Consider the following 22351-nt stretch of genomic DNA (forward strand, 5'->3'; position numbering starts at 1 on the left):
CGTTCGTCAGGCGGCGGGGCACGCCGCAGGGGCGCTGAGCTGGTCGGGGGCGCCCGGGGCGAGCAGGTAGGCCACGACCAGCTCGGCGGTGACGTCACCGTCGTTGCGCAGCGTGTGCGGCACGGCGTCGGGGACGAACAGGGCGTCACCCGCGTCGTGGGTGACGGGCTCGCAGTCGTCGCCGGCCTGCAGCGTGACCGCGCCGGCGGTGACGATCGTCGTCTCGGTGCCGGGATGGCGGTGCCACCCGATCGAGACGCCCGGCGGGATGCTCGCGGTGCGCACGGAGTAGACGGCGGGCCCCGGCGTCCGGATCTCCAGCGGGTCCTCGACGAGGCCGCTGCCGAGCAGCTGCGGCAGCCGCGGGGCGGAGCCGTCGCCCACCGGCGGGGCGTCGGTCGGGGTCTTCTCGACCGGGTCGCCGAGCTGCCCCGGCTCCGCGCACCCGGCCAGTGCCACGACGAGCCCGAGGACCGCCACCATCCGGACCGTCCTGCGCACGCGAACCTCCCGCGGTCGTTCGGCCACCCACGGTAGCGGGAAGGATCATCCGCCCCTCGTCCGGTCCTCCCCGGGCCGGGTGACGCGGAGCGGGAGGCGGGTCAGGCCGTTGATGAAGTTGGACGTGAGGCGGCGCGGCTCTCCGTCGAGCTCGACCGGGGGCCGGGCGAGGAACTCGGTGAAGAAGGCGCGCATCTGCAGCCGCGCGAACGCCGCGCCCAGGCACAGGTGCGGCCCCTGGCCGAAGGCGAGGTGCTCGTTGGGCGTGCGGGCGGGGTCGAAGCGCAGCGGGTCGGGGAAGCGGCGCTCGTCGGCGTGGGCGGAGCAGTGGTAGACGACGACCTTGTCCCCCGCCGCGATCTCCCGTCCGGCGAGCACGAGGTCGCGGGTGGCGGTCCGGCGGAACGTCAGCACGGGCGGGTGGACCCGCAGCATCTCCTCGATCGCCGCGGGCAGCCCGGACGGGTCGGCGCGCAGGCGGGCGTACGCGTCGGGGTGGCGCAGCAGCGTCAGGACGCCGCCGGGCAGCGCGCTGCGGACGGTGTCGTTGCCCGCGATCACCAGCAGGAAGAAGAACATGTGCAGCTCGGCGTCGGTGAGGCGCTCGCCGTCGACCTCGGCCTGCACGAGCGCCGTCATGACGTCGTCGGCGGGGTGCCTCCGCTTATGCGCGGCCAGCGACCCGGCGTAGGCGAACATGTCGGCCAGCTGCGCGGGCGAGCGCGGGTTGACCGGCCGCCCGTCGGCGTCGGTGACGACCACGGCGTGCTCGGGGTCCTGGTAGCCGATGACGCGGTCGGTCCACTCCTTGAGCAGCGGCCGGTCGGCGGGCGGGACGCCGAGGAGGTCGGACAGGTTCTGCAGCGGCAGGTCGTCGGTGACGTCGCGGGTGAGGTCGAGGCGGTCGCCCGCCGCGTCGAGCAGGGCCCGCGCCCGCTCCCGGATCCCGTCGGCGAAGCGCTCCAGGCGCCGGCGGGTGAACGCGCCGGTGACGAGCGTGCGCAGCCGCACCTGCTCGGGCGGGTCCATGTTGAGGACCATCCGCCGGATGAACGGCAGGTCGGCGGGGTCGGGGTCGCGGATCTGCGTGGCGCCCAGCGACGAGGAGAAGTCCTGCGGGGTGCGCAGGACGTGGCGGACGTCGTCGTAGCGGGTGACGGCCCAGAACCCCGGACCGGCCGGCCAGATGCCGACCTCGTGCTCGTCCTGCCAGCTCACGGGGTCGGTGTCGCGGAGCGTGCGCAGGTCGTCGTGCGGGACGCCGCGGGCGAAGACGCGGGGGTCGAAGACGTCGATGCTCACGTGAACTCCAGCGCGGACGGGAGGACGCCCTCCAGGGCGAGCAGCCACTCCTTGGTGGCGCGGCCCCCGCCGAACCCGCCCAGCCCGTCGGCCCCCAGCACCCGGTGGCACGGCACGACGACCGGGATCGGGTTGGAGCCCATGACCGAGCCGACGCCGCGCGGGTTCCCGAGCCCGCTGCGGGTTGCCAGCTGCCCGTAGGTGACGGTGGCCCCGAACGGCACGGTGGCGAACAGCGACCCCAGCACCCGGCGCTGCAGGCCGGAGGCGAGGCTCCAGTCGAGCGGCGTCGTGAACGCGCGGCGCGCGCCCGCCAGGTACTCCGCGACCTGGGTGTGCGCCTCGGTGTCGGCGGAGTCGACGACCCGTGCCCCGAGCCGGTCGGCCGCCCGCGCGGCGGCGGCGCGGTCGTCGCCGAACACCACGAGCGCGAGGCCCGCCGCGGTGACCCCGAGGGTGAGCGCCCCCATCGGGCCGGGGGCGGGCAGCACGGAGACGGCGAGGTGGGCCGCGGGAGGCACGTCGGTGTGCGCACTCATGCCCCGAGTCTCCCCCACCGGCGGGTCCGCCGACGCCCCCCGGCGAGTCCGCCGTCGCTCCCCGGCGAGTTTGCCGTCGCTCCCCGGCGAGTTTGCCGACGACGCGCGGCGAGTTTGCCGTCGCTCCCCGGCGAGTGTGCCGCCGACGGCTCCCGGCGGGTCCGCTGCCGCACGCGGGGCGGGGCGTCGCAGGTCCGCGGCCCGGGCGGGACCGGGACGGGTGGTGCGGACGCGGCGGGCTCAGGGGAACAGGTCGGCCAGCAGGTGGCGGGTGGCCCAGTCGGCCCAGTCCGGGACCGTCCAGCCGTGGCCGACGACGAGCCGCCCGTAGACCTCGGGCGACAGCAGGGCGTCGAGCATCTCGGTGGCCCGCTGCAGGGAGACCCGGGTCGTGAAGCCGGGCCGGTCGGCCAGCTCGTCGACGACGCGCGCGTGGGCGGCCAGCTCCGCGCGGCGGGCGCGGTCGAGGAGCTCGGCGGGGTCGGGATCGGCCGCCGCGGCGCGCAGGACGGCGTCGAGGGGGTGCCGGCGGGCGACCTCGGCCGTGGCGGCGTCGACGTAGGCGGTCAGGACGGCCGGGCCGTCGCCCGCCGCCCCCGGGTCCCACCCGGACCGGTGATCCTCGCGATCCGCGTCGAGGACGGCCTCCAGTACCGCGGCCTTGCTGCCGAAGGACAGGTAGAGCGTCTGCACGGCCACGCCGGCCGCCGTCGCCACCGCGGACATGGTGGTGTCGAGGTAACCGCGCTCGACGAACAGCGGTGCCGCCGCGTCGACGATCCGGGTGCGGGTGGCCTCGGCCCGGGCCGAGCGTGTCCCGATGGGCACGGAGCTCCTCACTGCACGAACGATGTGTAATGACGTTCCATAACCAGGTTACATCATGCTTCTACACATGATCATGTCAGTGCAGGGCAGGAGACTCCGGTGCCGCCGAGCCCGCAGTAGCCGCCCGGCACCTTCGCGAGGTACTGCTGGTGCTCCTCCTCGGCGTGGAAGAACGTGCCGAGCGGGGCGATCTCCGTGGTGACGGCGCCACGGCGGGCGGCGGCCAGCGCAGCGCCGTACGCCGCGGCGGAGGCCTCGGCGAGGAGGCGCTGGTCGTCGTCGGCGGTGTAGATCGCCGACCGGTACTGGGTGCCGCGGTCGTTGCCCTGGCGCATGCCCTGGGTCGGGTCGTGCCCCTCCCAGAAGATCTGCAGGAGGTCGGCGTAGCCGATCCGGGTCGGGTCGAACACGACCAGCACCACCTCGGCGTGCCCGGTGCGGCCGGAGCACGTCTCGCCGTACGTCGGGTTCTCGGTGAACCCGCCCGCGTAGCCGACCGCGGTGGACCAGACGCCCGGCGTCCGCCAGAACAGCCGCTCGGCCCCCCAGAAGCAGCCCATCCCGAACACCGCCGTCGCGAGGCCGTCCGGGAAGGGCGGAGCGATGCGCCGGCCGGTCACGACGTGGCGGTCCGCCACGGGCAGCGGCGTCGACCGTCCCGGCAGTGCGCGGTCGGCGGTGACCATCCTCCGACGTCCGAACAGACCCATCGGGCCAGGCTACGCACGTCCCGGGCCCGCGACGCCGACCGGAAGGCGGCGGTCAGAGGGCCGCGGTCAGAGGGCCGCGGTCAGAGGGCCGCGGCGGCGCCGACCCCGCTGCGGGTGTCGGCGGCGGCGCGCAGCAGCGGTCCCCCGCCCCGGCCCACCGCGCACATCCGGCCCAGCGCCCACTCCCCCGCGTCGACGACCTCGTGCCCGCGGCGGCGCAGGTCCTCCAGCGTCGCCGCACCCAGCCGCGACTCGACGACCAGGCCCGCGGGCTCCCATCCGCGCGGGGCGAACGAGCCGGGGAACGCCGTGGAGTGCCAGGCCGGGGCGTCGATCGCGGCCTGCAGGTCCAGCCCGCCGACGGTGTGGGCCAGCCAGAAGCACAGCTGCCACTGGTCCTGCTGGTCGCCGCCGGGGGTGCCGAAGGCGATCCGCGGCTCGCCATCGTGCAGCCCCAGCGACGGCGACAGCGTCGTGCGCGGGCGCCGCCCCGGGACCAGCGACGACGGCAGCCCCTCCTCCAGCCAGAACATCTGCGCGCGCGTGCCGAGGCAGAAGCCGAGCGCGGGGATCGTCGGGGAGGACTGCAGCCAGCCGCCCGACGGCGTCGCGGAGACCATGTTGCCCGCGGCGTCGACGACGTCGACGTGCACGGTGTCGCCGCGGACCGCGCCGCTGCGGCTGACGGTCGGTTCGCCGACGCCCGGCCCGCCGGTGCCGTCGCTGCGCCGCATCCCGGGCCGCCGCGCGTACTCGCCGAGCCGCGGGGCACGGCCGTCCGGTGCGCCCGGGCGCAGCTCGCGCGACGCCTCGGCGCCGATCAGGGCCCGGCGCCCGTCGGCGTAGGCGCGGGACACCAGCGCGTCGAGGGGGACGGGGGCGCTGTCGCCGTACCAGGCCTCGCGGTCGGCGAAGGCGAGCTTCGCGGCCTCCGCGGCGCGGTGCACGGTGTCGGCGGTGGCGACGCCGTCGGCGTAGCGGACGTCGTCGCGCAGCAGCTGCAGCATCTGCGGGAGCACCGGGCCCTGCGACCAGCCGCCGGGCTTGGCCACCGTCCAGCCCCCGCCGACGTCGACGGTGAGCGCGTCCTCGTAGGTCGCCGACCAGCGGGCGAGGTCGTCGGCGACGAGGAGACCGGGGTGGTCGCGGCCGGTCTCGTCGCGGACCGGGACGGCGCAGAACGCGGCGATCTCCTCGGCGACGAAGCCGCGGTACCAGGCGTCGCGGGCGGCGTCGATCCGCGCCTCGCGGGACGGGCCAGTGGCGGCGTCGAGCAGCCGCTGCCAGGTGGCGGCCAGCGCGGGCAGCCGGTGCACCGACCGCGGCACGGAGCCGTCGGGCAGCCAGGTCCGCGCCGACGACGGCCAGTGCGCGCGGAAGTGGTCGGCCACCGTCGCGATCGTCGGCGGGATGCGCGGGACCAGCGGGAACCCGCCCGCCGCGTACGCCAGCGCCGGGGCGAGCGCGTCGGCGAGGCTCCAGGTGCCGTGGTCGCGCAGCAGCGTCAGCCAGCCGTCCCAGGCACCGGGGACGGTGGCCGCGAGCAGCCCCGTGCCGGGCACGATCGGGAGGCCGAAGCCGTCGCGGACGCGCTCGACGGTCGCCGCCGCCGGGGCGACGCCCTGCCCGCAGAGCACGCGCGGCACGGCGTCGGACGCGGTGACGAACACCGCGGGCACCTCGCCCCCCGGCCCGCACAGGTGCGGCTCGACGACCTGCAGCACGAACCCGGCCGCCACCGCCGCGTCGAAGGCGTTGCCGCCCCGGGCGAGCACGGACATCGCCGTGGACGTGCCGAGGTAGTGGGTGCTGGAGGCGGCCCCGGCCGGCCCCCGCTGCTCGTGCTTCGTCGGTGCCACCGCGCCAGCCTGACGCCCGGCGCCCGCGCCCGCACGATCGGACGCACCCCGGTCCCCGGACCTGCGCGCCGACGGGGTCGTCGGCCGCGCGGGCCGCGGGTCAGAGATCGGCGGCCAGCGGCACGTCGTCGATCGCCGGGGACGTCATCCAGTGCCGCACGGCGTGGGTGGCGGCGACGTCGTCGGCGTTGTACTCCAGCAGTCGGGCGCGCTGGACGGCGTCGGGCGCGGCACCGTCCATCCCGACGGCGTCGCGGTACCAGCGCATCGAGTTCTCGCCGCTCGCCTCGGCGTCGTGCCAGGCGAACCCGGCGGCGGGGGCGATGCGCTTGAGGCCCTTGCCGTGCGCGCACAGGAACCACTCGTTGACGACGGCGAACAGGTCGACCCAGCACGGGTCGTCGATGAACGCCTGGACCTCGGCGAGCGGCGGGATGCCCGGCATCCCGGCGAAGCGCTGCGCGGAGCCCAGCAGCCAGCGGTTCTCGGCCTGCTCGTTGTAGCAGTAGGCGGCGAAGGTGCGTCCCGACGCGGCGGCCCGCGCCCGCACCCCGGAGAGCCAGGTCCAGAACTCCGCGAACGAGCGGGCCTCGTCGAGGGTGGGCACCGGGTCCCAGGTGGCGAACGCGCGGTAGCCGTCGGGCTCGTCTCCGGGGCGGGCACCGCCGGGATGGGTGAGCAGGGCGCCCCACAGGTACGCCCCGGACTCCCCGAAGCTCTCCATGTCGATGTCGACCTCGACGTCGGCGCGCAGCACGGGCACCCGCGGCACCCGCCGGACCACGGAGAGGTCGCGCCGCCAGGCCCGCGCGAGCGCGACGACGTCGGGGTAGGGCTGGGCGGGGAACGGGACCGGGGGCTCGGCCGTGGGGTCGAGCGCGGCCAGCTGGTCGACGGTGTGCACGCCGACCTCGCGCAGCGCCACCGCCATCTCCCCCCGCACGACGAGGCTCACGTCGCCGGTCCGGCGCAGCTCGGCCTCGCAGGTGGGCCACCACGGGCAGTGCCGGCACTCGTTGACCCGCGACGGCGCGGCGAGCGCGGGCGCCCCGGTGACGGCGGCGAGCGCGACGGCGGACCGGTCGGCGAGGCGGACGTCGTACTCGGCGAGCGTGGAGCGCCCGCCCGGCCAGTGCCCGGCGCGCAGGTCGTGCCAGACGACGGCGTCGGCGTCGAGCCCGACGACCCCGCCGGCGTGGGCGTGGCGCACCTCGTCGGCCGGGGCCCAGCCCGCGGAGCGCAGCAGGCGGTGCAGGTGGGCCAGGCGCAGCAGGTCGCGCGGCTGCGAGCGGATCTTGCGGGCCTCGTCGGGCAGCGCGCGGTCGGGGTGCGGCGCGAGCAGCGGTGACGTGACGGCGCCGGTGCCGGGATCGGTGATCCGGTGCCGCACGACGACCAGCGGCACGTACCCGCCCCCGACCCGGACCAGCAGCTCCGCCCCGCCGCGCCGCGCCCCGTCGGACGGCAGCACCGCGCCCCACACGTACGGCGCCCGCTCCGCCACGGCGGCGGCGGTGGCCGCTGCGCTCCCGGCCGTGACGAGGCCCGGCAGCGCGGCGGCGAGCTGCGCCCGCAGCTGCTCGCGGTGCACCGCGGCGTCGGCCCGGCGCTGCTCCAGCGACGGGTCGGGCAGGGCGCGCGGCACATCGGCCGCCGACGGGTCGTGGTCGAGGTGGATGCGCCGGCGGCAGCGGGTGAGCGACCCGGCGTCGAGCAGGACGGCAGGAGGGCAGGAGGTACCAGCGGTCGCCGTCACACCCACGAGGGTAATGAGGACCCCCGACAACCTCCGCGCCTGCCGGGCCGACCTGATCGTCATAGGCTGCGCCCACCACCGGTCGAGGAGGACGCACATGGCTCTGGGGCGACGATCCCGACGGACCGACCCGGCGAAGGCCGTCACCGACGCGGCCACCGACGTCGGCAGGGCGGTGAAGAAGCCGCTGACCGGCAAGCAGGCGAAGCGGATGATCGGCGTGGGCACGGCCGTGGCCCCGCTGCTCGCCCCGTACGCCCTGGCCGCGGCCGGTGCGGCGCGCGGGGCGTGGGACGCCCGCAGGGCGGCGCGGCTCGGTGTCGCCACCGACCAGCTCGGGGCCTACGCCGGACCCGGCGGCGCCCTGCACGCGCGCCTGTCGCGGGTCGCGGAGGCGCTCACCGAGCTGGAGTCGTCCGAGACGCACGCCTCCGACGCCGCGACGGCGTTCATCACCGACACGCGTCCGCGGCTCGCCGACCTCGCCGTCGCGGTCCGGGCGGCCGAGCAGATGCCGACCGCGCGGCGCCGCACCGCGTACCGGGCGATCGGGCACGAGCTCGACCGCGTCGAGATCGACCTCCTCACACACCTGGGCGTCGCGACCGCCTGACCCACCGGCTACCGTCGACGCCGTGACCGGCGTCGGAGCAGGAGTGCGCGGGAGCGCGTTGGCGCTGCTCAGCGCCCTGCTCACGGCCGCGGGTCACGCCGCGGCCGGCGGGTCGCTTCCCGACCTCGCCCTCCTGGTCGTCCTGCTGCCGCTGCTGTGCGGGGCGCTCGTCACGGTCGCCGACCGCGCCGCCGGGATCGTCGGGCTGCTCGGCGTGCTCGCCGTGGGCCAGCTCCTGCTGCACCACCTCCTCGAACTGCTGCACCCCGCCCACGCCGCCGCCCCCGCGCTGTTCGGGCCGGCCGGGATGTGGGTGGTGCACGGCGCCGCCACGCTCGTCGTCGCCGGCGCGGTGCGGCACGCCGAGTCCGCGCTCGACGCGGTGCGCGCGACCTGGGTCCTGCCCCGCCGCCTCGTGCCGCCGCCCGCCCGGCGCCCGCTGCGCGCCCCGGTGCCGGCCGGGCCCGCCACGGGCCTGCGCCTGGCCGGTGCGCTCGCGGCCGCCCGGCTCCGGAGGGGCCCGCCGCTGGGGTGCTGACCCCCACCGCACCCCACATCCGGAGACCCCCATGTCCACTCGTCCGCGACGGCTCGCGCTGCGCGCCGTCACCGTCCTCGCGTCCGCGGGCGCACTCGTGCTCCTCGGCACGGCCCCCGCGTTCGCCCACGTCACCGCCCAGCCCGGCGAGGCCCGCCAGGGCGGCTACGGCGTCGTCAGCCTGCGCGTGCCCACCGAGTCCGAGACCGCGGGCACCGTCGCGCTGCAGGTCACGCTGCCGGCCGACCACCCGATCCGCTCCGTCCGCACCAGCCCGATGCCGGGCTGGACGGTCGCGCTGGTGCGCAGCGGCGAGACCGTCACCGGCGTCACCTGGACCGCCGACGCCGGGGTCCGCATCGGCCCGGGCCAGTTCGCCGACTTCGCCCTGTCGCTGGGCCCGCTGCCGTCCGACACCGACACGCTCGTCCTGCCCACCGTGCAGACCTACGACGACGGCGAGGTCGTCGCGTGGGACCAGCCGCCCAACGCCGACGGCTCCGAGCCCGAGCGCCCCGCCCCCACCGTCGAGCTCCTGCCTGCCGGGTCCGGGGGCGAGGAGACCGCCGCCGCCACCGACGGCACCGCCCGCTGGCTCGGCGGCGCCGGGCTGCTGGTCGGCGCGCTGGGCCTCGGTCTCGGCGGCGGGGCCGTCCTGGCGAACCGCCGCACCGCGAAGGAGAACCACCGATGACCCGCGCCCTGCGCGCCGTGGCCCTGACCCTGCTGTGCGGGTTCGCCCTGCTGCTCGGCACCGGCGTCGCCTCGGCCCACACCCGCCTGCTCGGCAGCGACCCCGCCGACGGCTCCAGCCTCGACGCCGGGCCCGACCGCGTCTCGCTGGAGTTCAACGAGACGATGCAGGCCGACTTCTCGACGATCACGGTCGTCGGTCCGGACGGCACGCAGTACCAGACCGGTGAGGTCACCGCCGACGGCGGCACCGTGAGCACCGCGGTGTCCCCGCTCGGGGCGGCCGGGGCCTACGAGATCGGCTACCGCGTGATCTCCGAGGACGGGCACCCGGTCACGGGCAGCGTCGCCTTCACCCTGACGACCGACGGCCCCGCGGCGGCCGCCCCCGTCGCCGCGACCCCGAGCGCGTCGGCCGCGGCACCGGCCCCCGCCGCCGTCGCCGCGCCCGCCGACGAGGGCGGCGCGCCCGTGTGGCCCTGGATCGTCGGTGCGGTGGTGCTGGTCGGCGGCGGGGTCGGCGCGGCCCTGCGCTTCGGCCGGTCGTGACCCCGCTCCCGACGACGGCCGGCTGACCCCGTGACCGCCCCGACCGCGACGGCCGACCGGCTCCGCCCTGCCGTGTGGACCGCACTCGCGGTCGGGGCGGCGCTGGTCGCCACCGCACTCGCCGGGGCGACCGCCGCGGTCCCGCTCGGCGTGGCCGTCACGCGGGTCGGTGCCGACGCGGCCGGGGTCGCGTGCGTCGGGCTCGCGCTCGTCGCGGTGCTGCTGCCCGGCCCGACCGGGGCCACCCGGCGCGACCTCGCCCGCATCGACACCCGCGTCGACCGCGCACTGCTGGTGCTCGGCGGCGGCTGGGTCGTGCTGGTCGTGCTCGGCGTGACGTTCCGGTCGGCCGACGCGTTCGGCCGCACGCTCGGCCGCCTCGGCGGGGGCGAGGTGGTGGCCTGGTCGACGCGGCTGGCCGCGGGCCGCGGGATGGTCCTGACGGCCTGCTGCGCGCTGGTCGTGCTGGTCTGCGCGGTCGTGCGGCTGCGCGACCCGGACCGGATCGCCGTGCGCATCCCGCTGATCGCGGCGCTGCTCGGCGTGCTGACGCCCACCGTCACCGGGCACGCCGGGTCGGCCCCGGACCACCAGCTCGCGGTGGTCACCGCCGCGCTGCACGCCGGGGCGGCCGCGCTGTGGGTGGGCGGGCTCGGGGCGCTGCTCGTGCTCGTCGCCGCGCACCGTCCGCTGCTCGACGCCACGATCGGCCGGTTCTCGCAGCTCGCGGGCCTCTGCATCGTCGTCGTCGCGATCACCGGGGTGCTCGGCGCGCAGGTGCGTCTGGCGGACTGGGGCGCGCTGCTCAGCACCGGCTACGGGCTGCTCGTCGTCGCGAAGGGCGTCGCGCTGGTGGCGCTGGGAGGGTTGGGCGCACTGGCCCGGCGGCGGCTCGCCACCGGGCGCACACCGGTGCTGCGCTGGGCCGGGATCGAGGTGGGCCTGATGGCCATCACGCTCGGGCTCGCTGCGGCCCTGACCCAGACCGCCCCCTAACCGCGGTAGGACTCCAGCAGCCGCAGCCACACCTCGCTCATCGTCGGGTAGGCGGGCACGGCGTGCCAGAGCCGGTGCAGCGGCACCTCCCCGACCACCGCGACCGTCGCCGCGTGCACCAGCTCCGCGACGTCCTGCCCCACGAAGGTGACGCCGACGAGCACGCCGCGCGCCTCGTCGACGATCATCCGGGCGGCCCCGTCGTACCCGTCGGCCTGCAGCGACGACCCGCCCACGGCGATGGGGATGTCGACCACCCGCACGTCGAGCCCGGCCTCGCGGGCCTGCGCCTCGGTCCGCCCGACGGCCGCGACCTCGGGGTCGGTGAACACCACCTGGGGCACGGCGACGTGGTCGGCGGTGGCGGCGTGCTCGCTCCACGGCGCCGTGTCCACCGGCTTCCCGGCCGCCTTCGCCCCGATCACCGCGCCGACGATCCGCGCGGCGTACTTGCCCTGGTGGGTCAGCGGGGCGCGCCCGGTGACGTCGCCTGCGGCGTAGAGCCAGCCGCCGTCGACGCCGCGCACCAGCCCGGAGTCGTCGACGTCGAGCGGCTTCCCTGCCTCCAGCCCGACTGTCTCGACGCCCACGTCGGCGGTGTTCGGCCGGCGCCCGGTGGCGACCAGGAACTCGTCGACGACGATCTCCGCCCCGTCGACGTGCAGCGCGATGGCGTCGCCGGACGGGGAGACCGAGTCGAGCGACGCACCGAGCCGCAGATCGACGCCCTCCTCGCGCAGCGCAGCGGCGACCCGCTCGCCCGCGAACGGCTCCATCGACTCCAGCAGCGACGACCCGTGCTGCACGAGCACGACCTGCGAGCCGAGCCGCTGGAAGGCCTGGGCCAGCTCGCAGCCGATGACGCCGCCGCCGAGCACACCGAGCCGGGCCGGGATCTCCTTCGCCGAGGTGGCGTCGCGGGAGCTCCAGGTGCGGACGGTGTCGATGCCGTCGACCGGGGGCGTGACCGGTGTGCTGCCGGTGCACACGACGACGGCGTGCCGCGCGGTGTACGCCTGCCCGTCGATCTCGATCGCGCGCTCGCCGGTGAGTCGCGCGTGCCCGCGCAGCACCGTGATCCCGGCTCCCTCCGCCCACTCCACCTGGCTCGCGTCGTCCCAGTCGTGGGTGAAGGAGTCGCGGCGGTCGAGCACCGCCTGCGGGTCGAACGCCGCCGTCGTGCCGGGCAGGCGGCGCAGCGCTGCGGCGGCGTGCCCGGTGCGCAGCAGCGCCTTCGACGGCATGCACGCCCAGTACGAGCACTCGCCGCCCACCAGCTCGGACTCCACCATCGCGACCGACAGCCCGGCCTGCGCCGCGTAGCCAGCGGCGTTCTCCCCGACCGCGCCTGCCCCGATGACGAGGACGTCGAACTCGGTCACGACGTCACCGCGACGACGGCCTCGAGCACGTCGACGTCGCCCTCGCGCAGCTCCAGCACCCGGCCCGCGGTGCCGGGGGCGTCGAGCAGGGCCGCGAGCACGGCGGCGGTGTCGTCGCGGGTGACGTCGGCCCGGTCGACCGGCGGGGTGGCCAGCAGCACGGTGCCGACGGCCGGGTCGTCGGTGAGCCGGCCGGGCCGCAGGATCGTCCAGGCCAGGTCGGTGGCGCGGATCGCGTCCTCCGCGGCCTTCTTCGCCCGCAGGTAGGCCACCCAGACCTCGCCGCTGCCGGGGTCCGGATCGGCTTCGACCCCGGTGGAGGAGACCAGGAGGTAGCGGCTCACCCCGGCCTGCTTCGCGGCGTCGGCGAGCAGCACCGCGGCGGCGCGGTCGACGGTGTCCTTGCGGGCGACACCGCTGTTCGGGCCGGCGCCCGCGGCGAACACCACCGCGTCGGCCCCCTTCAGGTGCGACGCCAGCTCGTCGACCGACGCCGTCTCCAGGTCGACGACGGCGCAGGTCGCGCCGGCCGTCTCGACGTCGGCCCGGTGGTCGGGGTTGCGCACCACGGCCGTGACCGTGTCCCCCCGCCCGGCCAGCAGTGCGGCGAGCCGCAGTCCGATCTTCCCGTGTCCACCCGCGATGACGACATGCACGTGGGCGACGCTAGCCCCGGCCTGCTGCGACCGCAGGCCCGGGCGCCGCGCCGATCTGCGCGCGCCGCTGGGCGCGGCCAACGCGGTCACCGCTGCCGTCGTCATCCTGGGCACGTCCGCGGTGCTGGCCCGCCGCTGGCACGCCGCCGCCCCGCGGGCCCGGCGGGTGCTGGCGCCCCTCTACGCCTACGGGATCGCCGCGGTCGTGAGCGTCTCCTTCGCGGCCAACCTGTACCGGCTCGTCCCGGCCGACCCGATCACCGTCTTCCAGGCGCAGGTCGGCGTGCTGGCCGGGATCCCCGTCGCGTTCGCGGCGGGCGTGCTGCTCGGCGGGTTCGCCCGGACCGCCGAGACCGAGGAGCTCGCCGCCTGGCTGGGCACGGCCGACCGGCGGCGCGACGAGCTGGGCGACGCGCTCGCGCGGACCCTGGGCGACCCGTCGGTGCAGCTGGTGCTGCGGACGGACGACGGGTGGATCGACGCGGCGGGCGACGCCGCCGAGCTCCCCGCCGACCACGTGCCGGTCCGGCTCGGGAAGCGGACCGTGGGGGCGATCGGCTACGACACGACGCTGCTCCCGGACCCCGCCGTGGTGGACACGGCGGGTCGCGTCGTCGCCATCGCGGTGGACCGCGAGCGACTGACGGCGCAGCTGCTGGCCGGGCAGGAGCAGCTGCGGGAGTCCCGGACCCGGCTGGTCGAGGCGGGCGACCGGGAGCGCCGTCGCCTCGCCCAGGACCTGCACGACCGGCTGCAGGGCAGGCTGGTGCTGCTGGCGCTGCGGGTCGGGACCCTGCCCGGGGGCGACGACGTCGAGCAGGTCCGGCTCGACGTCGACGCGGTCCTCACCGAGCTGCGGATGCTCGTGCAGGACGTCATGCCGGCGCTGCTGATCGAGCGGGGACTGGCCGCGGCCGTCGAGGACGTGCTGGAACGGGCGCCGCTGCGCACCGCGCTCGACGTCACCGACGACGGGGACGGGTCCCGGCTGCCGGGCCCGGTGGAGGGCACCGCGTTCTTCGTGGTGTCCGAGGCGGTGACCAACGCCGTCAAGCACGCGGACGCCGAGCGGCTGCGGGTCGGGCTGCACCGCAGGGCCGGGGTGCTGCACGTCGACGTGGACGACGACGGCAACGGTGGCGCGGCCCCCGGCGGCGGCGCGGGACTCCGCGGGATCGCCGACCGCGTCGACGCGCTCGGCGGCAGGCTGCACCTCGACAGCCCGTCCGGGGGCGGCACCCGACTGCACGTGGAGATCCCGTGCGCGTCGTGATCGGCGAGGACGAGGCGCTGCTGCGCGAGGGCCTGACGCTGCTGCTGGGCCGCGCCGGGTTCGACGTCGTCGGCACCGCAGCCGACGCGCCTGCGCTCGTCGAGCTCGCCGTCGAGCTGGCTCCCGACCTCGTCCTGACCGACATCCGGATGCCGCCGACCCACACCGACGACGGCCTGCGGGCGGCGCTGCGCATCCGGGCGGGTCGCTCCGGTACGGCCGTGCTCGTCCTGTCGCAGCACGTCGAGCGCCGCTACGCCGTCGAGCTGCTCGCCGACTCCCCCGACGGCGTCGGGTACCTGCTCAAGCAGCGGATCGGCGACGTCGCCACCTTCTGCGACGACGTGCGCCGGGTCGCGGAGGGCGGCACCGCGCTCGATCCCGAGGTGGTGACGGCCATGCTCCGGAGGCCCCGGCCGGCCGACGACCCGCTGGCCCGGCTGACCCCCCGCAGGCGCGAGGTGCTGGCCCTGATCGCCGAGGGCCGCACCAACGCGGCCATCGCCCGCCGGTTGTCGATCTCGGAGAAGTCGGTGGTGGCCCACACCTCCGGCATCTACGACGCGCTCGGCCTGGCCCCCGACCAGGACGACCACCGCCGCGTCCTCGCGGTCGTCAGGTACCTCTCCGGCTGACCGCGGCTCAGCGGTTCGGGCGCAGCGTCCAGACCACTGTCATCCGGGTCGTCTCGCGGTCCCGGGCGTCGGTGATCGTCACGCTCACCGTGAACTCCGGGCGGACGCCCGCGTCGAGCTCGGCGAGCACCTCGTCGGCCGGGCGGTCGAGGACCGCCACCGCCGTGAGGGGGCCCGTCGCCAGCCGGGAGTAGGCGATGTCGGAGCGGACGACGAGCGGGGTGGCCCGTTCCATCACCGCGCCGAACGCGGCCAGGCCGACCGCGCCCGAGGCCGTCTCCCCCAGCCCGAAGATCATCGCGGCGTGCGGGCCGCCGACGTGGTTGTGCAGCTCGGGGTCGTCGGGGAGGTGGGCGACCGCGCGCTGCGCCGTCGTCTCGCCGAAGGTGATGCCGACCGTGCGCACCCAGTGCACGGTCTGCGTCATCGCGGGGCCGACCCAGCTGGTGTCCGTCGTCATGGCCGTATGTTACCCACGAGTACGGATGAGGCGAACCTAAGCCCGATTCGTCCGTTTTCTCGCCATGCGGAATAGGTGCGGTTGTGAGCGGCAGCACCTCGCACTGAACTGGGGGCCAGACAGAGACGTCCCCAGGGAGGTTCGCCGGTGAAGGCCGTTCGGGTACACGCGTACCACGCCGATCCCACGATCGACGACATTCCGGAGCCCACGATCCAGGGCCCGCTCGATGTGATCATCAAGATCGGTGGTGCCGGCGTCTGCCGCACCGACCTGCACATCATCAACGGCGACTGGGCCGAGGCCCAGAACCCGGAGCTGCCCTACGTCATCGGGCACGAGAACGCCGGATGGGTGCACGAGGTCGGGTCCGGCGTCACCAACGTCGCCGTCGGCGACACCGTGATCCTGCACCCGCAGCCGTCCTGCGGGCTGTGCCTGGCCTGCCGGCGCGGCCGCGACATGCAGTGCGAGGCCGCGTTCTTCCCCGGCCTGTCCAACAACGACGGCGGCATGGCCGAGTACCTGCGCACCACCGCGCGGGCCTGCATCAAGCTCGACCCGACGACCAACCCGGCCGACGTGGCCGCGCTCGCCGACGCCGGCATCACCGCCTACCACGCGGTGCGCAAGGCGGCGGGCGGCCTGTTCCCCGGCACCACCGCGGTGGTCCAGGGCGCGGGCGGGCTGGGCCACATCGGCATCCAGTCCCTCGCCGCCATCACCAGCGCGCGGATCATCGTCGTCGACCGCAACCCCGACGCGCTGGCCCTGGCCAAGCAGCTCGGCGCCGACGAGACCGTGCTCGCCGACGGCAACCAGGTCGAGGCCGTCAAGGACCTGACCAACGGCCTCGGCGGTGACGTCGTGTTCGACTTCGTCGCCGAGCAGGGCGCCGAGCTCGACGCCTGGCAGATGACCGCCCCGGCCGGCTCGCAGTACATCCTCGGCTACGGCGGCGAGTTCAAGGCCCCCACGCTCGACTTCGTCGGTGGCGAGAAGAACGTCATCGGCAACATCGTCGGCACCTACTCCGACCTGTCGGAGCTGATGGTCCTGGCCCAGGCGGGCAAGGTCACGCTCCACACGAAGCAGTACCCCCTGGATGCGGCGCTCGACGCCCTCCACGATCTCGACGCCGGCCGGGTCCGCGGCCGCGCGATCCTCGTTCCGTAAGTACTGACGCAGAGAGGTTCCCACCACATGTACGAAAAAGATGGCGAGAAGTACTTCGTAGTCGACTCCCACTCCCACTTCTGGGACGCGAGCCGCGAGAACTGGCGCGAGGGTCGCGAGGAGTTCGCGAAGGGCTGGATCGACTGCTTCTACGGCTACCACCAGCTCGCCCCGCCGGAGACCCACTGGGACTACGAGAAGTACCTCAAGGTCACGCCCGAGGACTTCAAGCGCGACATGTACGAGGAGGGGCACGTCGACGTCGCGATCTTCCAGTCGACGTACCTCAAGGAGTGGTACACCAACGGCTTCAACACCGTCGACCAGAACGGTGCGCTGCTGGAGGAGCTCGGCGACAAGATCATCGTCAACGGGCGCTTCGACCCGCGTGACGGCGCCGAGGGGCTCAAGCAGCTCGAGGCGGACGCGAAGAAGTACAACCTCAAGGGCTGCAAGCTCTACACCGCGGAGTGGAACGGCGACTCGCGCGGCTACAAGCTCACCGACCCGGCCACGTACGACTTCCTGCAGGCCGCGCAGGAGCTGGGCATCAAGAACATCCACGCCCACAAGGGCCCGACGATCTGGCCGCTGAACAAGGACGCGTTCTCGGCCGACGACGTCGACCAGTGCGCCACCGACCACCAGGGCCTGAACTTCATCATCGAGCACGCGGCCATCCCGCGGATCGACGACTTCTGCTTCATGGCCGTGCAGGAGCCCAACGTCTACGCCGGCCTGTCCGTCGTCGTCGGCGGCCTCATGCACGCCCGCCCGAAGTTCTTCGCCAAGGTGATGGGCGAGCTGCTGTTCTGGGTCGGCGAGGACCGCATGACCTTCGGCGGCGACTACAACATCTGGACCCCCAAGTGGCAGGTCGAGGGCCTGGTCGACTGGCAGATGCCCGACGACCCGGCGTTCTCGGACTACCCGCGGATGACCACGGCGTCGCGCAAGAAGATCCTCGGCCTCAACGCCGCGCGGCTCTACGACATCCCGGTGCCCGCCGAGCTCCAGCTGCCGACCGACGACCCGGCACAGCCGGGAGAGCAGCTGGTCGACGCATGACCGCCACCGTCGACGGCGTCTGGCAGGCGTTGGAGACGGTGATGGACCCGGAGCTCGACGAGCCCATCACGGATCTCGCCTTCGTCGAGTCCCACACCGTCTCCGACGACGGGGTCGCCACGGTCGTACTGCGGCTCCCGACGTTCTTCTGCGCGCCGAACTTCGCCTTCCTCATGGTCGCCGACGCCTACGACGCGGTCATGGAGGTCGACGGGGTGCGGCACGCGGTGGTGACGCTGCAGGAGAACCAGACGGCCGACGCCATCAACAAGGGCGTCGCGGCCCAGGCCGGGTTCGTCAAGGCGTTCGAGGGGGAGGCCACGGCGGAGCTCGACGAGCTGCGCACGGAGTTCCTCTCGAAGGCGGCGATCGCCGGTCAGGACCGGGTCGCCCAGCCGCTGGTCGACGACGGGGCGCACCCGGACGAGCTCGCCGCCATGGTGCTGGGCGACGTGCCACCCTCGGTGGACCTCGACCGGCTCCGTGACCGGCGGCGGAAGATCGGCCTCCCGGCGGGCGACGACGCGCCGTTGCTCATGCACCCCGACGGGAGCCGGGTCACCACGGCACAGGTGCCGCTGCACCTGCGCCGGGCCCGGCTGCGCCGGGTCGGCATCGAGGCCAACGGTCACATCTGCCGAGACATCATGCAGGCCAAGTTGGCGGTCGGCGCTCCGTAGCGCCCACCGCCGGACGGCGCCCCGACCCCGGATCCCGGGGCCGGGGCGTCGTCGTGAACGGGGGAGGTCGGGTCACCCATGACGGTGGCGATGCAGCGGCTGATCACGGCGATGCAGGAGCAGACCGACGCCTTCCACGCGGCGGTCCACGCGGCGGGCGACCTCGAGGCGGCGCTCGCAACGGTCGCCGCGGACGGCACCCTGGAGGACGTGCCGGTCGGCGGGCCGTACACCGGCGACGAGCTGCGCCGCCACCTCGCCGAGGACGTGCTCCCGCACCTGCCCGCCGACCTGAGCTTCCGCCGCGTGACCCGCACCGCCGACATCCGGACGCTGGTCGACCAGCGGCTCGTCCGCTTCACCCACGACCGCGAGCTGCCGTGGCTGCTGCCCGGGGTCGCCCCCACGCACCGGCCGGCCGAGGTGCTCGCGATCTCCGTGGTCGCGTTCCGGCACCGCACCAGCGGAGCGGTCGTGGAGTCGCTCATCTCGTCCTACCGCACCCTGTGGGACCACACGGGCCTGCGCGCCCAGCTCGGCCTCTCCTGACCTCCATCCCCCCGTCGCCGGACGCCCGGGCGCGGACCGGTCTAGGTTGACGCGGGTGGACGTGCGCGCACTGGTGTTCGACGTGTTCGGCACCGTGGTCGACTGGCGCTCGGGCGTGGCCGCGGAGGTGACGCGGCTGCTGGGCCCCGGGGTCGACGCGGGTGCGTTCGCCGACGCCTGGCGCGGCCACTACCTCCCGTCGATGGACCGCGTCCGGCGCGGGAAGCGGCCGTGGACCGGGCTGGACGGCCTGCACCGCGCGTCGCTGGACGAGCTGCTCGACGAGTTCGGCGTGCCGGCCACCCCCGAGGACGTGCGCGTCGAGCTCGTCCACGCCTGGCACCGGCTCGACCCGTGGCCCGACTCCGTCGAGGGGCTGCAGCGGCTGAGGTCGCGGTTCGTCGTCGCGACGCTGTCCAACGGCAACGTCTCCCTGCTCGTCGACATGGCCCGCCACGGCGGGCTGCCGTGGGACACCGTGCTGTCCGCGGAGCTGTTCGGGCACTACAAGCCCGACGCCGAGGTCTACGACGGCGCCGCCCGCCTCCTCGACGTCGTGCCGGGGCAGGTGCTGATGGTCGCCGCGCACCTCGACGACCTGGCGGCCGCGCGCGGCCGCGGGATGCGCACGGCGTACGTACACCGGCCGGACGAGAAGGGACCCGGTACCGCGATCGCGGAGTCGGACCCGGCTGCCGACGTCTCCGTCGGCTCGCTCGTCGAGCTGGCCGAACGCCTCGCTTGCTGACCCGAACGGGTGCAGAACCGCGTCTGATCGGCTGAGCGGTGTCCCTCGAACGGGTGATTCGAGGCGTTTCGCCTGAACTCCGCTGAAGCGGACTTCCTTGGTGCTTCGATCCGCAGAAGCGGACACCCGATCGATACACGTGACGCGGAACACCGACCGCTTCGGGAACTTTACGCCGCCCGATCGGCTGACCTGGCCTTATCGCCCATATCTGGGCCGCTCCGCACTTCGTTTGGTCTCCGACAATGCCGAACGCGGGCGACCCCTGCGCGTCGGGAGTCTGACGAAAGGACGACGGTGTCCGCTCACCTCGTGACGACCGGCACACACCAGCTTCCCGGTGTGCCGGTCCTCGGCGTGGGCGCGCCCCCGAGCCGCACCTAGCCGTACTCACCACCACGCAGTTCCGAACTGGGTTCACTCCCCCCGCACCCTCCTGTCAGGGGCGGGAACCCTGACAGGAGGACATCGATGCCCGCTCACAGCGCAGGCACCACCACACGCTCCGAGTCACGTGACTCGGGCACCGGGTTCATGACGGTCGGCCGCCGCAAGTTCCTCGGCTACCTCGTCGCTGCACCGACGCTCGTCGTCGTCGCCGACATCGGCCGCCAGGCGGCCTGGGGCGGCGCCCAGGCCAGCGCCGCGGCGCTGCCCTCGCCCCCGCAGACCCCCGAGGTCTACGAGTTCGTGGACGCGTACCGCGACGCGTGCCGCCCGACCAACCCCCTCCTCGCTGTCGAGGTCAAGGAGGACGGCCGGGTCGCGTTCGCGCTGCCCCGCTCGGACAACGGCCAGGGCATCATCACCTCCTTCGCGATGGTCATCGCCGAGGAGATGGGCATCGACCCGTCCGACGTCGACGTCACGCTGGCCGACGCCCGCCCCGAGCTGATGTTCAACCAGCTCACCGGTGGGTCCAGCTCGACGTACTCCCTCTACACCCCGGTCCGGGTCGCCGCCGCGATCGCCAAGGGCGCGCTGCTCGACGCGGCCGCCGCGCAGCTCGGCCAGGAGAAGCGCCTGCTCGAGACCGCGGGCCTGACCATCGTCGACACGGCCGGCCGGGCGATCCCCTTCGGCGAGCTGAGCCGACTGGCGGCCGTGCCGGTCACCACGGCGGCCGAGGTCGTCCTGAAGGACCGCGAGGAGTTCACGGTCCTCGGCAAGTCGCGGGGCAAGAGCGACGCGCTCGCCATGGTCACCGGCGCCAAGAAGTTCGCCATGGACCTGATGCCGGAGGACGCGCTGCCCACGGTGATCTGCCGGGCGCCCGACCTCAACGGCTTCCCCGACGGCGGGCCCTCGAACCTCGACGAGGTCCGCAACATGCCCGGCATCACCGACGTCGCGCCGATCGGCAACGGCATCGCCGTCCGGGCGCGGACGTTCGGCCAGGCCATCGACGGCGTGAACGCGCTGCAGGTGAACTGGAACCCCGGAACCGTGGCCGGCCAGAGCGACGAGGACATCGTCGAGGGGCTGCGCCGGGCCGAGCTGCCGCTGGTCACGCCGCCGATCCCCGGCAAGACCCTCGAGCAGGAGCTGGTGCACTTCTCCCGCAACGGCTCGGCGCTGGAGACCAACTGCGCCATCGTCTCGGTCAAGGACGGCAAGGCCGAGGTCTGGGCCCCGGCGAAGAGCCCGATCTCCGGCCAGAAGATCGCCGCCGAGAAGCTGGGCCTCGCCCAGAACGACGTGACGTTCCACGTCATCCCGGGTGGTGGCTCGTTCGGCCGGCGGCTGTTCAACGACAACATCCAGGAGGCCGCCGAGGCCGCGAAGGCCATCGGCAAGCCGGTCAAGCTGATGTGGGACCGCGCCAACGACTGCCGCCAGGGCCGCGTGAAGCCGCTGTGCGTCACGCGGGTGCGCGCCGTGGTCACCGACGACGCGGTGGCGAGCTTCGAGCTCCGCTACTCCGGCGTCAACATGGAGGTCGACGAGGGTCTGACCGACGTGCTCACCTCGCAGCTGATCAAGGCGCCGGGCGGGAACCTGGGCGTGTCCGAGACCTTCTGGGAGATCTCGGTCCACACGCCCTACAACTTCGGCGTCAACACCCGGGCCATGGTCGAGACCAACTACGGCTTCAACACCGGCTCGACCCGCAACGTGTACGGCCCGGACACCTGCACCGCCCGCGAGCTGATGATCGACCGGATCGCCGAGCGCCTGAGCAAGGACCCGGTCGACTTCCGGACCGAGTTCGTCAAGACCGACCGCCTGCGCAAGGTCATCGAGCGGGCCGCCAACGAGGCCGACTGGGGCAAGTCGATGCCGGAGGGCACCGCCCAGGGCATCGGCGTCCACCAGGAGTACAAGTGCGCCACGGCCTGCGTCGTGGAGATCGACGCCCGGCCCGAGACGGTGAACCGCAACATCCGCTCGGCCCGCACCGGACCGCGCGTCACCAAGGTCACCTTCGTCGTCGACCCCGGCCTGCTGCTCAACCCGCTCGGGTTCGAGGCGCAGGTGCAGGGCGGGATCAACGACGGCATCGCCAACGCCATGACCGCGGGCCTGCACCTGGTCGACGGATCGTTCGTCGAGGCGAGCTGGGACAACTACTTCTACACCCGGCAGTGGAACACCCCGCCCGAGGTCAACGTGATCCTGATCGAGGACTCCGAGTACCCCGAGCCCGGCGGTGCCGGCGAGGTCTCGGTCGCCGCCACCATGTCGGCCGTCGTGAACGCCTTCCGGCGCGCCACGGGGATCGAGCCGGAGTACACCCCGGTCCTGCACAAGGAGCCGTTCCCGGAGGGCTTCACGCAGTACCCGACGTCCCCGCCCATCCCCGCCTCGCCGACCAACGGTCTCGAGTTCACCTTCTAGGA

23 protein-coding genes are annotated in these 22351 nt (G+C 74.7%); 13 read left to right on the forward strand and 10 right to left on the reverse strand.

The window, feature by feature from the left end:
• Positions 1-6: 6 nt before the first annotated feature.
• The 7 genes from H6H00_RS07875 to H6H00_RS07905 form a co-directional block, all read right to left on the reverse strand.
• Positions 7-501, reverse strand: coding sequence for a cupin domain-containing protein (locus H6H00_RS07875; RefSeq protein WP_185720654.1), 495 nt, complete (start codon positions 499-501; stop codon positions 7-9).
• Between the two features lie 45 nt (positions 502-546).
• Positions 547-1803, reverse strand: a complete 1257-nt coding sequence (locus tag H6H00_RS07880) for a cytochrome P450 (RefSeq protein WP_185720655.1) — start codon at positions 1801-1803, stop codon at positions 547-549.
• Positions 1800-2342 carry a methylated-DNA--[protein]-cysteine S-methyltransferase gene (locus H6H00_RS07885; RefSeq protein ID WP_221775827.1) on the reverse strand — a complete coding sequence of 181 codons (543 nt, stop codon included), beginning with the start codon at positions 2340-2342 and terminating at the stop codon, positions 1800-1802. The genes H6H00_RS07880 and H6H00_RS07885 overlap by 4 nt, the downstream gene beginning before the upstream one ends.
• A gap of 240 nt (positions 2343-2582) precedes the next feature.
• Positions 2583-3170, reverse strand: coding sequence for a TetR/AcrR family transcriptional regulator (locus H6H00_RS07890; RefSeq protein WP_185720656.1), 588 nt, complete (start codon positions 3168-3170; stop codon positions 2583-2585).
• Positions 3171-3241: 71 nt separating this feature from the next.
• The gene (msrA, locus tag H6H00_RS07895; protein WP_185720657.1) at positions 3242-3880 is read right to left on the reverse strand and encodes a peptide-methionine (S)-S-oxide reductase MsrA; all 639 of its coding nucleotides are present in this window, start codon (positions 3878-3880) and stop codon (positions 3242-3244) included.
• An 80-nt stretch (positions 3881-3960) separates the two neighbouring features.
• Entirely contained in the window at positions 3961-5739 is a 1779-nt protein-coding gene (locus H6H00_RS07900) for a gamma-glutamyltransferase family protein (RefSeq protein WP_379540048.1), read from the reverse strand.
• A 100-nt stretch (positions 5740-5839) separates the two neighbouring features.
• Positions 5840-7495: a TM0106 family RecB-like putative nuclease gene (locus H6H00_RS07905; protein WP_255425633.1), complete on the reverse strand. Its 1656-nt coding sequence runs from the start codon at positions 7493-7495 to the stop codon at positions 5840-5842.
• Between the two features lie 13 nt (positions 7496-7508).
• On the opposite strand from H6H00_RS07905, the gene H6H00_RS07910 reads away from it, so the two are divergent.
• Genes H6H00_RS07910 through H6H00_RS07930 form a run of 5 tightly spaced genes read left to right on the forward strand, consistent with a single transcriptional unit; the run spans position 7509 to position 10884 of the window.
• Positions 7509-8108, forward strand: coding sequence for a DUF6474 family protein (locus H6H00_RS07910; protein WP_221775828.1), 600 nt, complete (start codon positions 7509-7511; stop codon positions 8106-8108).
• Positions 8109-8130: 22 nt separating this feature from the next.
• Complete coding sequence (locus tag H6H00_RS07915) at positions 8131-8646, forward strand: hypothetical protein (protein ID WP_185720660.1); 516 nt, start codon at positions 8131-8133, stop codon at positions 8644-8646.
• Between the two features lie 31 nt (positions 8647-8677).
• Entirely contained in the window at positions 8678-9340 is a 663-nt protein-coding gene (locus H6H00_RS07920) for a YcnI family copper-binding membrane protein (RefSeq protein ID WP_185720661.1), read from the forward strand.
• On the forward strand, positions 9337-9888 hold the full coding sequence (locus H6H00_RS07925) for a copper resistance CopC family protein (RefSeq protein WP_185720662.1): 552 nt from the start codon (positions 9337-9339) through the stop codon (positions 9886-9888). The genes H6H00_RS07920 and H6H00_RS07925 overlap by 4 nt, the downstream gene beginning before the upstream one ends.
• Before the next feature lie 30 nt (positions 9889-9918).
• Positions 9919-10884 carry a CopD family protein gene (locus tag H6H00_RS07930; RefSeq protein WP_185720663.1) on the forward strand — a complete coding sequence of 322 codons (966 nt, stop codon included), beginning with the start codon at positions 9919-9921 and terminating at the stop codon, positions 10882-10884.
• Here the strand turns inward: H6H00_RS07930 and H6H00_RS07935 are convergent.
• Both H6H00_RS07935 and H6H00_RS07940 read right to left on the reverse strand, forming a co-directional pair.
• A complete protein-coding gene (locus H6H00_RS07935) occupies positions 10881-12266 on the reverse strand; it encodes a dihydrolipoyl dehydrogenase family protein (RefSeq protein WP_185720664.1) in 1386 nt (461 codons plus the stop codon). The genes H6H00_RS07930 and H6H00_RS07935 overlap by 4 nt on opposite strands.
• Positions 12263-12922, reverse strand: coding sequence for an SDR family oxidoreductase (locus H6H00_RS07940; protein WP_185720665.1), 660 nt, complete (start codon positions 12920-12922; stop codon positions 12263-12265). Before H6H00_RS07940 ends, H6H00_RS07935 begins: the two co-directional genes overlap by 4 nt.
• Here H6H00_RS07940 and H6H00_RS07945 point away from each other — a divergent pair.
• Together H6H00_RS07945 and H6H00_RS07950 are read left to right on the forward strand one after the other, a co-directional pair.
• Positions 12909-14195 carry a sensor histidine kinase gene (locus H6H00_RS07945; protein ID WP_185720666.1) on the forward strand — a complete coding sequence of 429 codons (1287 nt, stop codon included), beginning with the start codon at positions 12909-12911 and terminating at the stop codon, positions 14193-14195. The two genes, H6H00_RS07940 and H6H00_RS07945, sit on opposite strands and share 14 nt — an antisense overlap.
• The gene (locus H6H00_RS07950) at positions 14183-14830 is read left to right on the forward strand and encodes a response regulator (protein ID WP_185720667.1); all 648 of its coding nucleotides are present in this window, start codon (positions 14183-14185) and stop codon (positions 14828-14830) included. The genes H6H00_RS07945 and H6H00_RS07950 overlap by 13 nt, the downstream gene beginning before the upstream one ends.
• A 7-nt stretch (positions 14831-14837) precedes the next feature.
• On the opposite strand, the gene H6H00_RS07955 is transcribed toward H6H00_RS07950, so the two are convergent.
• Positions 14838-15290: a DUF4442 domain-containing protein gene (locus H6H00_RS07955; RefSeq protein WP_185720668.1), complete on the reverse strand. Its 453-nt coding sequence runs from the start codon at positions 15288-15290 to the stop codon at positions 14838-14840.
• Positions 15291-15437: 147 nt separating this feature from the next.
• Between H6H00_RS07955 and H6H00_RS07960 the strand changes: the two genes are divergently transcribed.
• The 6 genes from H6H00_RS07960 to H6H00_RS07985 all read left to right on the forward strand — a co-directional run bounded on the left by H6H00_RS07960 (position 15438) and on the right by H6H00_RS07985 (position 22349).
• The gene (locus H6H00_RS07960; RefSeq protein WP_185720669.1) at positions 15438-16466 is read left to right on the forward strand and encodes an NAD(P)-dependent alcohol dehydrogenase; all 1029 of its coding nucleotides are present in this window, start codon (positions 15438-15440) and stop codon (positions 16464-16466) included.
• A gap of 27 nt (positions 16467-16493) precedes the next feature.
• Positions 16494-17534 (forward strand): amidohydrolase family protein, encoded by a 1041-nt coding sequence (locus H6H00_RS07965; RefSeq protein WP_185720670.1) that lies wholly within the window; start codon positions 16494-16496, stop codon positions 17532-17534.
• The gene (locus H6H00_RS07970) at positions 17531-18214 is read left to right on the forward strand and encodes an iron-sulfur cluster assembly protein (RefSeq protein ID WP_185720671.1); all 684 of its coding nucleotides are present in this window, start codon (positions 17531-17533) and stop codon (positions 18212-18214) included. Before H6H00_RS07965 ends, H6H00_RS07970 begins: the two co-directional genes overlap by 4 nt.
• 78 nt (positions 18215-18292) lie before the next feature.
• Positions 18293-18763, forward strand: coding sequence for a hypothetical protein (locus tag H6H00_RS07975; RefSeq protein ID WP_185720672.1), 471 nt, complete (start codon positions 18293-18295; stop codon positions 18761-18763).
• Between the two features lie 55 nt (positions 18764-18818).
• Positions 18819-19511, forward strand: coding sequence for a haloacid dehalogenase type II (locus H6H00_RS07980; protein ID WP_185720673.1), 693 nt, complete (start codon positions 18819-18821; stop codon positions 19509-19511).
• Positions 19512-20045: 534 nt separating this feature from the next.
• On the forward strand, positions 20046-22349 hold the full coding sequence (locus H6H00_RS07985; protein WP_255425634.1) for a molybdopterin cofactor-binding domain-containing protein: 2304 nt from the start codon (positions 20046-20048) through the stop codon (positions 22347-22349).
• Positions 22350-22351 lie beyond the last annotated feature (2 nt).

Origin of the sequence: Pseudonocardia petroleophila, assembly GCF_014235185.1 — a bacterium.
GTDB lineage: Bacteria > Actinomycetota > Actinomycetes > Mycobacteriales > Pseudonocardiaceae > Pseudonocardia > Pseudonocardia petroleophila.